Source organism: Streptomyces sp. YS415 (assembly GCF_023544665.1).
In the GTDB taxonomy this organism is placed as follows: Bacteria; Actinomycetota; Actinomycetes; order Streptomycetales; family Streptomycetaceae; genus Streptomyces.
In genome coordinates this window covers 83,037-95,704 of the sequence record NZ_JAMJFL010000029.1, presented here as the reverse complement: position 1 = coordinate 95,704, position 12,668 = coordinate 83,037, and the positions used below count along the sequence as shown (strand labels likewise).

At 70.2% G+C, this 12,668-nt stretch carries 11 protein-coding genes and 1 pseudogene; 7 read left to right on the top strand and 5 right to left on the bottom strand.

What is annotated here, in order from left to right; genetic code table 11:
- Positions 1-2: 2 nt before the first annotated feature.
- Positions 3-179 (bottom strand): DUF6233 domain-containing protein, encoded by a 177-nt coding sequence (locus M8H82_RS29230; protein ID WP_284049476.1) that lies wholly within the window; start codon positions 177-179, stop codon positions 3-5.
- A 260-nt stretch (positions 180-439) separates the two neighbouring features.
- On the opposite strand from M8H82_RS29230, the gene M8H82_RS29225 reads away from it, so the two are divergent.
- Positions 440-2,179, top strand: coding sequence for a SpoIIE family protein phosphatase (locus M8H82_RS29225; protein ID WP_250078076.1), 1,740 nt, complete (start codon positions 440-442; stop codon positions 2,177-2,179).
- 317 nt (positions 2,180-2,496) lie between these two features.
- Here M8H82_RS29225 and M8H82_RS29220 read toward each other — a convergent pair whose 3' ends face one another.
- Entirely contained in the window at positions 2,497-3,342 is an 846-nt protein-coding gene (locus M8H82_RS29220) for an NAD(P)H-binding protein (protein WP_250078075.1), read from the bottom strand.
- Positions 3,343-3,490: 148 nt separating this feature from the next.
- Here M8H82_RS29220 and M8H82_RS29215 point away from each other — a divergent pair, with 148 nt between their 5' ends.
- The 6 genes from M8H82_RS29215 to M8H82_RS29190 all read left to right on the top strand — a co-directional run bounded on the left by M8H82_RS29215 (position 3,491) and on the right by M8H82_RS29190 (position 7,654).
- Positions 3,491-3,889 (top strand): helix-turn-helix domain-containing protein, encoded by a 399-nt coding sequence (locus M8H82_RS29215; RefSeq protein WP_250078074.1) that lies wholly within the window; start codon positions 3,491-3,493, stop codon positions 3,887-3,889.
- A gap of 152 nt (positions 3,890-4,041) precedes the next feature.
- Positions 4,042-4,212: a DUF6207 family protein gene (locus M8H82_RS29210; RefSeq protein ID WP_250078073.1), complete on the top strand. Its 171-nt coding sequence runs from the start codon at positions 4,042-4,044 to the stop codon at positions 4,210-4,212.
- A gap of 355 nt (positions 4,213-4,567) precedes the next feature.
- Entirely contained in the window at positions 4,568-4,756 is a 189-nt protein-coding gene (locus tag M8H82_RS29205; protein WP_250078072.1) for a DUF397 domain-containing protein, read from the top strand.
- 7 nt (positions 4,757-4,763) lie between these two features.
- Positions 4,764-5,444: an SAVMC3_10250 family protein gene (locus M8H82_RS29200; RefSeq protein WP_250078071.1), complete on the top strand. Its 681-nt coding sequence runs from the start codon at positions 4,764-4,766 to the stop codon at positions 5,442-5,444.
- The gene (locus M8H82_RS29195; RefSeq protein ID WP_250078070.1) at positions 5,445-7,466 is read left to right on the top strand and encodes a HEAT repeat domain-containing protein; all 2,022 of its coding nucleotides are present in this window, start codon (positions 5,445-5,447) and stop codon (positions 7,464-7,466) included. It abuts the gene before it with no gap.
- A 20-nt stretch (positions 7,467-7,486) separates the two neighbouring features.
- On the top strand, positions 7,487-7,654 hold the full coding sequence (locus M8H82_RS29190; RefSeq protein ID WP_250078069.1) for a DUF6207 family protein: 168 nt from the start codon (positions 7,487-7,489) through the stop codon (positions 7,652-7,654).
- Between the two features lie 129 nt (positions 7,655-7,783).
- Here M8H82_RS29190 and M8H82_RS29185 read toward each other — a convergent pair whose 3' ends face one another.
- From M8H82_RS29185 to M8H82_RS29175, 3 genes and pseudogenes are all read right to left on the bottom strand, one after another.
- Positions 7,784-8,527 (bottom strand): SOS response-associated peptidase, encoded by a 744-nt coding sequence (locus M8H82_RS29185; protein WP_250078068.1) that lies wholly within the window; start codon positions 8,525-8,527, stop codon positions 7,784-7,786.
- Between the two features lie 146 nt (positions 8,528-8,673).
- Positions 8,674-8,730 (bottom strand): annotated as a pseudogene (locus M8H82_RS36845) (hypothetical protein); the annotation flags it as partial.
- Between the two features lie 108 nt (positions 8,731-8,838).
- Positions 8,839-12,396: a HEAT repeat domain-containing protein gene (locus M8H82_RS29175; RefSeq protein ID WP_250078067.1), complete on the bottom strand. Its 3,558-nt coding sequence runs from the start codon at positions 12,394-12,396 to the stop codon at positions 8,839-8,841.
- Between the last annotated feature and the right edge of the window lie 272 nt (positions 12,397-12,668).

Sequence of the window (12,668 nt, the reverse complement as noted above, 5' to 3'; positions counted from 1 at the left end):
CATCAGTCCAGGATCCCCAGCTCGCTGTCCGGACGGCAGTGCGGACAAGGATCGACCCAATCCGCAAGCGCCCGCAGCGCCTCCGCGCGCGGCACACCCTTCGACCGCTTCCCCGCCATGTGGCAGCCGCCGACATGCACGTACTGGGCCGGTCCGGGAGGTCCATGTGGGCAGCTCAACGCCCTGCGGACCAGGGAGCAGCACCGCTCGGGCGGGACTGGCGCCGCCCGGTGAAGTTATTGCGCAGACACACCTGCCGGCCGAGGACAACCACCACCTCGCGGCGCACCCACCCGTGTCTCGCGGCCCGGCTCAGGCACTCGGAACGGATGGGGAGCGGGTAGATGCCGGTGCTCGCAGCAGGGAAGGCGAGCCCTCGGCGCATGCCGGAAGAAGGTTGGGGTACTCGGTCTGATTCAGGCTTGAACAGAGGAGGGACATGGACGACGTCGCCGCTCCCGGCAGGGACAGTGATTCCCTGTCCGGGCATCAGGCGCGTTCTTGCGCTCTGCTCTACGGAACGCTGGAGGATTTGCGGGCGTCCGCCATCGCGGTCGATGACGATGGCCTCATCGTCGCGGTCAACAACGCGGCCCAAAGCCTGCTGGGCAGGGAAGCCTCGGAATTGGTTGGTCAGGACTTCCACGACCTGCTGCACCGGGACAGATACGGGCACTCGGTGCCGCGCACAGCCTGCCAGATCAGGGAGGCGCTCCTCACGGGCGACACCAGGCATGGCGACGCCGAGTGGTTCGCCCGCGGGGACGGTGCTCTTCTCCAGTTGTCCTGGCTGGTCACCCCCTACTCAACCGGACCGGGCGGGACAGGTGGGCTGGCTCTGCTGTACGAGCCGAAGCAGTCGAACGATCGCCACAGCGATGGCGGGCACTCCACGCCGTTGACGGATCTGGACCGTCTGGCCCTGCTGGCGGAGACGACCACGCAGCTTACGTCCACCCTGGATGTGGACGAGGCGTTGCACCGACTGGCGGCCCTGACCGTGCCCCGGCTCGCTGACTGGGCCGTGTTCGATCTACTCACCGAACGTGATGAAGTGCGACGTGTTCTTGTGATGGAGCACAAGGACGGCATTCTCGTCGAGCGGGACGACCTGCAAGGCCCTATGCCTCCGGTGCCGGCGGAGTCGCCGATGCCCCTGTCGCGGGCCCTGCGCGGAGCCGCCTCCTCCCTCGCAGGTCCCGCCACCTACCAAGGTCCGCCCGACTCCGGCATCGCCGTCGAGCAGCAACGCCTGTTCACCGCGACGGGTATGCACTCCGCCGTCATCGCACCCATTCGCGGCCTACGCGACGTACTCGGCGCCCTGACCCTCGGCCGCGCCCGGCGCCACGACGCCTTCACTCCTGCCGACCTGCCGCTGCTGGAGGACCTCACCCGCCGGGCCGGCCTGGCGCTGGACAACGCGCGCCTGTACCAGCGCCAGCGCAAAGTCGCCGAGACCATGCAACGCCACCTGCTGCCCCAGCTGCCCGTCCTGCCCGGGCTGGAGATGACCGCACGCTACCTGCCCGCTCCGGACGCCTCATCCGTTGGCGGTGACTGGTACGACGCCTTCGCTCTGGGCCCCCACGCCCACGCACTGGCCATCGGCGACGTCGTCGGACACGATCTCGACGCCGCAGCCGGCATGGCGCAGGTCCGCAACATGCTGCGCGCCTTCGCCTGGTCCTACCCCGAGGCACCAGCCAGCGCCGTCGTCACACGGCTCGACGATGCCGTGATGCACATAGCCGAGGTATCCATGGCTACCATGATCCTCGCCAGGCTCACCCTCGGGGATGACACACTGTGGCGCCTACGCTGGACGAACGCCGGCCACCTGCCGCCCCTGCTCATCACCCACGACGGTCAGACCCGCTACCTCGACGGGGCACACGGCATACTCCTCGGCACCGGAGTCACCAGACCTCGCCCCGACGCCGTCACCGTCCTGCCTCCACGGGCCACCCTCGTCCTCTACACCGACGGACTGGTCGAATCCCCGCGCCACTCCATCGATCACGGGCTTGACCGCCTGCGCCGACATGCGGCCTCCCTCGCCCACCGCCCCCTCGACTCCTTCTGCGACTTGCTGCTGGACCGGGTCCGCCCCAGCGACAACGATGACGACGTCGCTATGATCGCGCTGCGCACACCCCCTCCTGCAGGACGTGCCTGACCGCGTGTGGGCACAGCGGATCGACGGCCCGCGCACGGGCGTGCAACGTGATCCCACAGGCCGACCGCTCAGCCAACTCCACTACGCCGGCCGACAGATGAGGCACAAGAGCCTCAAACTCCGCGAAGTACACCCGGGACACGATCGCAGTCACCATTGACGGTGTCGGGACTCTTTGATTCCCCCCTGCCCGGTACTTCCCCGGAGCTGCTCACCTTGGATCCCCACTCCACGTCGAGGTGAGCGAACGGTTGGGGGGCGGTCGGCGGTGCGTCGTGATGGATCGTCCAGGAATGCCCTGGCCGAAGACGCAGGGCCTATCGGAAGGCGGCGATGTGGCGCTGGGCCCAGTAGGCGAAGGTGCGGGGCGCGCGGCCGAGGAGCCGTTCCACGTCGGGGCTGATGCGCTGCTCGGCAGGGGTGGGCTCGCCCAGGATGGCCAGTGTGGTCTCGACCACGGGCTCGGGCATGAACCGCAGCATCTGCGCGTGGGCCTCGTCGCGGGTCTGCTCGATGAACCGGACGGGTTCGCCAAGTGCGTCGGCAATCGCCGCCGCCCGCCGGCGGGGCGTGCTGAGGGCGGGCCCGGTCAGCTCGTAGATCTGTCCGGCGTGGCCCTCCTCCCGCAGGGCTGCGGCGGCGACCTCGGCGATGTCGTCCGGATCGATGGTCGGCAGGCCGATGTCGGCGAACGGCGCGGCGGCGGCCCTTCGGGCGCGGACCGACTCGGCCCAGGCGTACGCGTTGGAGTTGAAGCCTCCGGGCCGCAGGATCGTCCAGTCCATGCCCGACTGTCTGACGGCGTCCTCGATGGACCGTCCCAGGTCCCCGTGCGAGGCCGACTGTGGGCGGGTCGCGACTCCTTGGGAGGACAGCAAGACGACCCGCCCGACGCCGCCGGCCTTGGCGACGTCGAGGATGTCCTGTGGGCTGAGCAGGTGCGCGCTGGCGCCGCCGCTTTGCAGGAACAGCGCGTCGGCTCCGTTGAAGACGGGCCGAAGGCTCTCCGGATCGGCCAGGTCCGCCCGCGTGTACTGGACACTGTCCGGCACGTCTGTGTCCGAGATGCCTCGGGATGTCGCGGTCACCTGCGCACCGGCTGCCGCGAGCACCTGCACGAGCGATCGGCCGACGTTGCCGGTCGCCCCGGTCACTACGAACATGAACAACTCCCGTGTCAATTCAGCATGGTTGTCGCCGCCCGATCGGGCGGGACCGCCGCGGAGAGCTGCTCTCCGGGCGACACGGGGACGCTAACACCGTCGATATAGTAGGTACCTACAGGAAAGTGACTATCCCAAAGGGGTGTGCATGGTCGGCAATGCTGACTGGGCGGCAACGGCAGCGGCTGCGACTGACCCGGAACTCGCCTGTCCGACCAGTGCGGTCGTGGACATCGTGTTCAGCCGGTGGACCACGCCGATCCTGTGGACTCTCCACATGCATGGCCGGCAACGGTTCGTCGAGCTCGAACGACGGATCAGCACGATCACACCAAAGGTACTGACCCAGCGGCTGCGGCAGCTGGAACGCGACGGCATGGTCGTGCGTACGTACCACCCGGAGATCCCCCCTCGGGTCGAGTACGAAATCAGCGAGCTGGGGCGCAGCCTGGCCCCACTCTTCGCGCACCTCGCCGAATGGGCTGCCGGCAACCTGGACAAGGTCGAGCAGGCCCGGAACGACTACGACACCGTTCCACCCCGCTAGCGCATTACCACGAGGGCTCGATCCTCGTCCGAACTTCCAGTACCTGGTGGATCCCGCAAGCAAGTGGGGCGAAGAGCCGGACTGGCGATATGTTCACCACGCACCCCAACAACCCCCGCCCGATCACAAGATCAGCGACAGAGCCGAATTGCGTGATCATCCACATCATCGACGTGGCAGGTCTCGACGATGCCACCGTTCTCGCCTTCTACGCCGCGATCGCCCATATCTGGGCAACGACGCACGCCGAGCCCACCACCCTGGATTCCGGACAGCCAGGTGTGCGGCTGCGAATGTATGCCGACCTGGATACGTCGTCATGAACTCACCGATCAGGAGCGGGAGTTACTCGCTCCACTGATACCGTGCCGGTTCAGCACCGCAGTAGGTTCTGGAGGCCGTCCAGGACGTGGTAGCAGATCATGACTACGTTTGGGCTTTTGCGTCGCAGGGTGAGGAAGGCCCGGGCGCCGGTGACGGCGGTGACGTGGTGGTGCCAGCCGCGCCAAGTGCGGCTCTTGGTAACGCAAGGAACCCCGACGGTCAGCTTCGTCGTGTCAGAGGTGGCCCTGCTGGACCGTCTCGGTGGCGCGGTGGTGTTCGTTGATGCGATGCTGCGGACCCAGCCCTCAACGCCGATCGAACCAAGGCCCTGTTGGACCGTTTGCTAGGAGAGAGATGAGCACGGCATTGCAGTGGTTCAAGTCCAGTTGCAGCACCGAACAGGGCGGCGCCCGTCTGGAGAAAGTCGCAGCCCCATCGGCTATTTACATCAGGGACTCCAAGAGCCCGCGGGGAGCGGACCTCACCGTCACTCCCGCCACCTGGGTCGCCGTCCTGGCGCTTCCCCAAAAGCCCGGCGCCTGACCGGCGCATGAGGTACTACCTCTACCTCTCCACCGCCAAGGTGGACATGCTGTACGGGCAGATCCCGCCCAAGTTGCTGAAGCGCCTCGCCGTCGAGGCGAAGGTCGACCTCAAGGTCCTCAGCCTGGCCGTACAGTCGCCGCGTACCGAAGCGAGCACGTACGACCGGCTGGACATCGTCGAGTCGTACCTGGAGCGGGAGTTCGACGTCGGCTGGATGACGGAGCCCACCGCCTGGTTCCGGGGCGACCTTGCACTGCGCATCGCCGGATACGGCGAGGTGAACAAGCCGACGCTGATGACGGGCCGCGACGGCGACACCGTGGTCGCGCTCATCGGCTCCGCCCACCACCTGGTGGGCTACGAGGCGCCGCCGGAGATGGGCCGGATCGGCTTCTCGGGACTGCCGTCGCTCTTCCGGCTGCTCCAGGACACCCCTCCGGAGTGGGAGAGCCAGTTCAACGTGCGGTCGCGCGGCGGCCGGATGCCGAGCCGGGGAGGAGTGGCCCACGACGTGCTGCACGCGGCCGAGGGGCTGACGGTGCCGCCGGTGTACTGCGATTTCCTGGCGCGGCAGTTGATGCGTTCCACGGTGACGCGAGAGGACGGCGAGGAGCTGACGATCGTCGTCGGGACACCGCTGTACGTGGCGATGTCGGACCAGGTGCACGAGGGCGGGGAGGCCTGAGTGGAGCGGGCAGCGTCCATCTCCGACGTGATGCGCATGCGCATGGAGGGCGAGGTGGCGGGGCTGTGCCGGGCCACGTGGTCCGAGAACCATGACGCCGCCGTGTACGCCACCGCGATGCTGGGCAGCGCGGTACGCACACCGGAAGTCGTCAGGACACTGCACCTCTGCCTCAAGCGTGGGGACGAGCCGCTCCCCGGACTTCACTGGCACGCCCTCGCGTCCCTGGGCAGGCTACGCGTGGAGCGGGCCGTGCCCCTGCTGCTGCGTACCCTGGCCGAGTCGGACCACAACCGCCGGCAACTGGACAAGGTGGCGTGCGAAGCCCTGCTGGCCATCGGTGGACCGGAGGTCGTCCGCGGTCTCGTGGACCTGTGCGAGCGGTTGCCGTCCGGCCGGGGGTACTGGACGGTGCGGGTCCTCGACGCCCTTGCCGCGCTGCGGGCCTCGCAGGCCGTGACGCCCCTCCTGGCCACGCTGTGGGGGTATCTGCCCGATCTCGCGGTACGCGTCGTGCGCACGCTCGGCGCGATCGGGGACCCGCGGGCCGCCTCCGCCCTGCTCGTCCTCGCGCACTCCCCCGCCTTGGACACGCACCTGCGCCGGGCCGCGGTCGAGGCGCTGCACGCGCTGCCCGCCGTCGGGTGGCCGCCGCCGCACCGCCACCCGGCCGTCGAGCGACTCCTCCACACCCCCCAGCGCGACCCGGACCCCGACACGGCGCGCCTCGCGACGGCCCTGCTCGCCAGGACCGAGGACGGCCGGGCCCACCTGTGGGAAGTGCTCCGCGGCGCGGCGGAGCAGGGCGGCCCCGACTGCCCGCCTCACGCCGTGGCGGCGGTCTGTGCGCACATCGCGGCGGAGCCCGGCCTCTTCGCCGTACCGGACCACCGGGAACACCACGCCCTGCTCGCGCACCTTCTGCGCGCGGCGGCGGCACCGGCCGTGCGCCGGGCCGCCGCCGGGGCGCTCGCCGCGTCCGCGGGAGCCGGGGCGGCCGGTGCGCTGGTGGCGGCGCTGGACGACGCGCACATCGGCGACACCGTGGCGGACCTCGTGGCCGCGCTGCCGGAGTCGGTGCTGTCCGAGCTGGTGGACCAGTTCACGCGCCCCGGTGGATCCGTCGCCCGCCGGCGGGGCGTAGCGCGCGTGCTGGGCCTCGCCGGACGCACCGACGCGGCCCCGGTGCTCCTGTCGGCCCTAGCCGACGACACGACTCCAGTCGGGGTACGCGCGTCCGCCGCCGGGGCGCTCGGCGCCCTGCGGCACGCGGCCGCCGCCCCGCTCCTCGCGGCCCTGGCCAGGGACGAGGAGCAGCCCGGCACCCTGCGGGCGCACGCCGTGCGGGCCCTCGGCTCGATCGGTGTGCCGGACACGCTGCCGGTGGTGCTCGCCTGCACGCGATCGCCCCACGAGGCGGTGCGGAGACGAGCAGTCGTGGCCCTGGGCGCGTTCCCGGTGTCGGAAGCCGCCCGCGCGCTCGAAACGTTCGTGACACCCGGCGCCGAGCCGGACCTCGCCTGTGCCGCCGTGCAGGCGCTACGGAAGTTCGGCGGCCCGGCGCTGCCGGTCCTCGTCCGGCTCGCCGCCGACGCGGATGGCCTGCCCGAGGACGTGGGTCACCGGCTCGTCGAGGCGCTCGCCGCCCACCCCGGGGCGGAGGCGACCGGGGCGCTGCTCGGGCTCGCCACGGCGCCGCCACCGGACCCGAGGGACGAGTCGACGTACGCGATCTCCGGTGAGCGCCGGTTGTCCAGATCGACCCCGGCCCGGGAGGTGGCGTCCCTCGCGCTCGTCGAACGCGGCTCGGCGCGGGACCTCACTCCCCTGACGGCCCTCCTGGGCCCCGACACCTGGTTCGGCGCCCACGAGCCCGCCGTACAGGCCCTGCTGCGGATCGGCACCGAAGAGGCGTACGAACACGTGCTGGCGTTCTGCTCCGGGACGAAGCACTTCGACACCTGGCACGTCGGCGCCCTGGACGCCGTCGCCGCAGCACGCGGGATCCGGCTTGGTTCTTAGGCCCTGTCTGACAAAGGATCTTGGGCGGGTTCGCGGAGCCAGAGGATGAGTTCTGGGCAGCGACGCCCGCCGATCCCGCCACCCGGGATGCCGGACAGCCAGGTGTGCGGCTGCGGATGTATGCCGACCTGGGCCAGGTAGTTGGCGAACGCTTTTCACCGGAGCGGGCGCGCGGGAGCACGAAGTGAGGCTGGCTCCGTCGCTAGGGGGGAAAAGCAACGGAGCCAGCCTGCGTCCACCGTGCCACACCCGCCCCCACCGCGCTCGTTGTCCGCGCGAACTTGCCTGAACCCGCGGCGCTCAAGGGCCGGCAGGTGTCACACGGGGTGTTCGTCGAGGAGCTGGGGCCCGTTGTTGCGGACGCTGTTGACGGCGGTGGAGACAGGCCGGGCCCGCAGGTGGCCTTGGGCCGGCTGGCCGAGCAGCGCCCGCAGCTCATCGGGGTCCTGGTGGCCGGGGTCGAGCCAGGCGTCGTAATGGTCGGGGGTGAGGGCGAGCGGCATGCGGGGGTGGACACGGCCGGCCGCGTCGGTGGCTTCGGTGGTGATGATGGTGCAGGTCATCAGCCAGGCGGCCGGATCGTCGTCCTGCTGGACGGCCGGGTCGCGCCAGTACTCGTACAAACCGGCCAGGGCCATCACTTGCTCGTCCTGGGGGTGGATGAAGTACGGCTGCTTGCGCACCTTGCCGGTGGCCGGATCCTTGATCTGTTCCCACTCGTAGAAGCCGTCCGCGGGCAGAAGGCAGCGGCGCCGAGCGAAGGCGCGGCGATAGGCGGGCTTCTCGTGCACCGTCTCCACCCGCGCGTTGATCATCCGTGCGCCCACCTTCACATCCTTCGCCCACGACGGCACCAGACCCCAGCGCAGCGGCCGCAACTCCCGCTGCACCGTGTCGCTGTGCTCTTCGCCGCGCGGTGAGCGCTCAAGGACGGCCCACACGTCGTCGGTCGGAGCGACGTTCCAGTTCGGCGCGAGCGTCTCCTTCGCGGGGACGTCGGGCACCTGGAACAGCGGCGCCAGTTCCAGCGGGCTGCGAGTGGATGCGTATCGACCACACATACCACCACTCTTGCACTTGCAGAGTGCGAAGTGACGTCGAACCGTAGCGTTCGCCGCTGAAGGCCGATCAGCGGGCTGCTCCCAGGCTCGTCGACCACCCACATCTCGGGCCTGATCACCTCGATCAGCCGCTCGGTGATCCGCCGCCGCACCGGTGTCCACTGCAAGGGCGACTGGTTGACGAACCTCTGCAGGGCCTGCATGTTCCCGTCCGACAGCCGCTCGGCCATGGGGCTGGATCGACTTACGCCGGTCGGGGAGCGGCAGCCGTGACGGGTCGCCCGTAGACCTGTCACGGTCCGCAGGGGCCGTCACATGTCGTCGGCGAGGCGTTCGGCCAGGGCGTGCATCTCCGGGTCGTGGGGCCACCGGTCGGCGAGCGCCTGCACGGCCGCCTGTCGCAGTTGCCAATCGGAGTCGTCGGCGGCCCGCTCCCGAAGCAGCACCTCGGTGGCGGGGTCGTGGCGCCAGCCGCCGGCCAGCGCCTCGACCGCCGCGCGCCGGCTCGTCGCTTCGGTGCCGTCGGCGACGATGCGCTGAAGCAGCTCGCCGGTCGCCGGGTCCTCGCGCCAGCCCGCGGCCAGGAGGTGGATGACTGCACCGCGCAGGAACTCGTCGGGGTGGTCGACGGCGAGTCGACGCAGCAGATCGCCGGTCCGTGAGGAGCGAAAGCCCAGGACGAGGGCACGGACGGCGGTCGTACAGACATAGGAATCGGGGTCCTTCTCGGCCCGATCTCGCAGCAGTTCCTCGGTCCCGGGAGCGTCGCGAAAACTCGCGCCCAGTACCCGTATTGCCGTGGCTCGTACGTACGTGGCGTCCAGGCCGACCGCGAGTCTGCGGAGCAGCAGCCGGATGTCCGGGTCGTCGCGCCATCCGGCGGTGAGGGCGAGGACGGCCATTTCGCGCGTCCTCGACCCACCCTTGCCGTCGGCGATGCGGCGCAGCACCGCTCCGGCCTCGCGGTCTCCCGGCCACTGAGAGCCGAGGGCCCACAGCGCCGCCTGCCGCACCGACTCGCTCGCCTGTGACGCGGCAAGCTCGCACAGCCACGGCAGCGTACGCGGATCATCGCGCCATCCCGTGGCGAAGACCCGTACGGCGGCCACGCGGACGTCCGCGTCCGGGTGCGCTTCGGCACGCTCGCGTAGCAGGAGAGGAGTCCGCGCGTCGGCGCGGCGGTCGACGACGAGTGGCCCGAGCGCGGTGATGCGCGGATCCTCCGGGGGTGCGGGGGAGGTCGCGAGGGCCGCGTCAGGGCGGACGGGTTCGGCCCGCATCCAGTCGAGCGTCCGCTTGGCGGTCTCGCGCAGCCACCTCTCGTCAGCCGGATCGGCGGCGATGGCTTCCAGCAGGGCCGCATTCAGCGGCTCGTCGGGCCAGCCCTCGGCCAGAATGCGGAAAACTTCAGTCCGCACGTGCGGGTCGGGGTCGTGGGCGGCCCGTTCGCGGACGACGGCCCCGGCGTCGGGGTCGCCCGGCCAGCCGGAAGCGAGACACCGCACTGCGGTGAGGCGGACTTCGCAATTCGGGTCGTCGGCGGAGTACCGGCATATCGCGGCGTACGTCTCGGGTTCGTCGCGCCAGCCGCTGACGAGTGCACCCAAGGCTCCACGGCGGAGGTAGCTGTCGTCGTCGTTGAGCCAGCCTCGCAGCAAGCGTGCGGCGGACGGGTCCGTGCGGCGGGCCAGGGCGAACAACCGGACCGAACGCTCCCTCGTCTCCCCATCGGGGTCCGTTTCGGCGACTTCGCAGAGCAGCAGGGCCAGTCGCGGGTCCTCGGGCCGTTCCTGGATGAGCGCGTGGAGGGCCTCGCTGCTGGCTGCTGCGGAGCCGAAGGCCGCCTGGCTGTAGAGGTTTTCGTAGAACTCGGGGTGGTCGCCCAGCAGCGCGGCGCCGACCTGTGCGGCCGGTGGTACCTCGAACCAGGCGAAGTTCTCCCCCTCCCTCATGACACTGAGGAACTGACCGCGCGCCAGGTACCAGTCGCAGTAGAGCCGGTGGACGGCGGGACAGCGCAAGCCGAGCCGGGCGAGCACAGGCGGCAGGATCTCCTCCACTGCGCGCATGACCGGCGAACTGGGGCGTACCCGCTCCGCGACCACATGCTCGATCAGCGCGATCACCGCGCTCACGACGGCGGAGCACTGGGCGGGCAGTGCGCCGGGGTCGCGGACCTCGCCGAGGCAGCGGGCGGCGAGCACGATGTGGTGGGGTATTTCGCGCGAAGACGCCCCGGACAGGCGGACGAACCACAGCGGATCGGCCTCCAGGAGGTGGTCGACGATCCGCCCTGCGACCCGAGGTTCGACCATGCCTGCGGTGAGGACGAGGGATTCGTGCCGGGAGGGGTCGTTCCAGTGCTCGCCGTACTCCTGGTGAACGAGCGCGTCCTCGGTCAGGCTGCGCTCGACGGTGAGCCGATGGTGGATATCCGCCGCGTCGAGGTATTCCAGCAGCGCGCGATGAAGGAATCCGTACATCGCGCCGCCGAAATGACTGAGGATTCCATTGCGTACGCGGAACTCCTCCAGCATCGCGCGGGTGAGCGCCGGACAGCGATCGGGTGGGAGCTTGTCGCGCAGGTAACCGTCGAGTTCCGCGGCCAACTCCGCGTCCGTCAAGAAGTTTCCCGCCGTCCCGCCCGCCCCGGTCTGCATCCGATGGGCCACACGGCGCAGCAACTCCATCCGCTCACCGGCGCGCAAGCGCCCCGCGTCCTCGGCCACCCGTTTGTCGCGCGTGAACCGGCCGGGGTCCCACTGGGCGATGAACGCGCTCACGGTCTGTTCGAGCACCGCGCGCCGGTCCCTCGGCAGGTCCCGGTGTTCACCGCGAAGGGCCAGCATGGTGAGCATCAGCGGGTTGCCCGCGAGCTCAGCCGCTGCCGGTGTGTCGTCGATGGCGGCCAGCAGCCGCTCTCGCAGGCGGGCCGCCTCGGCGGGCTGCTCGGGGAAGGCCAAGCCGTACCAACGGGTCACGAACGCGTCGATCCGCGTCCGGTCGAAGTCCCGCAGTACATGGATGCGGAAGCCCTCGCGTTCGAGTACGGCGTGCTGGTAGTCGACGATCCGGGACGTCACGACGATACGGACGCTCGGGTAGCGCTCCGCGAGCCCCGCGATCTCGCCGGTGACCTCCCCGCGCAGCCGTGGGTCGAAGACCTCGTCGAGCCCGTCGAAGATCAGCACCGCGCGGCCGCCGGCGCGCAGGTACGCGTCGAGCACGTCCTTGGGCAGGCCGGGCCCTTGGGTGTGGTGGAGGCGGTCGACGAGGTCGAGGAGTGTGCCCGTGCGCCACTGCGGGTCGGCGTACGCGCCGAGCTCCACCAGGAGCGGCAACGCGCCCGTGAGCGGCGCGAGATCCGGGTCGACCTCATGGTCTGTGTCCATCGCGTCCGCGAGCGAAAGAGCGAGGTAGCGAGCCAGTGTCGACTTGCCGTGGCCCGGGTCGCCGAGCAACACGATCCGGCGCGCGTCTTCTTGGGCCAGTACCTGGAAGGCGGGGCGGGTCCGGCCGTCGTCGGGCGGCCATCGGTCGGAGGCCGATGCGTCGGCGCGGCGGGCCGGCGGTGCGCCCAGCCCTCCACCCTGCGCCGGCGTCTCCGGACGTACGGCCGGGGCGACGAACACGTCGGTCAACCGGAGCGGAGCGGGGCGGACCGGCGAATGCGGGGAGGCGATGACGGCGAGGTGTGCGTGGCGTCGGCGCAGTTGGGCGAAGTACGTCTTGCGCGCGGCGTCGAAGCCGGCCGGGGCGGAGGGGCTTGCGGAAACGGCGTCCTGGTACCAGCGTTTCCACTGCTTTTGGCTCTTCAGTATCTCATTGTCCGGCGTGAATCCCTCTTCCTTTTCCCCTCGCTCGATCAAGTTTTCCAGTACGGGAGCGAACTTGTCCCAACTCCCCGGGTGATGGCCGCCGCGCGTCATCCAGGCGCTGATCGTCTTGTTTCTTGGCTTTCCTTTGCTGTCGACGAGCCGCGCCCCACTCGCCACCGCTGACAGGTCCGGGCCTCCGGCCGCAACATGCAACTCCCGAAGCCGCGCGATGAACTCCAACCGTGCCGGGTTCGGAACACTTCCGCCTGCTATGAGACTCCCCCTCCGGCGCGTCCTGCCGTCCGGTCCGGTCCGGTCGCGTC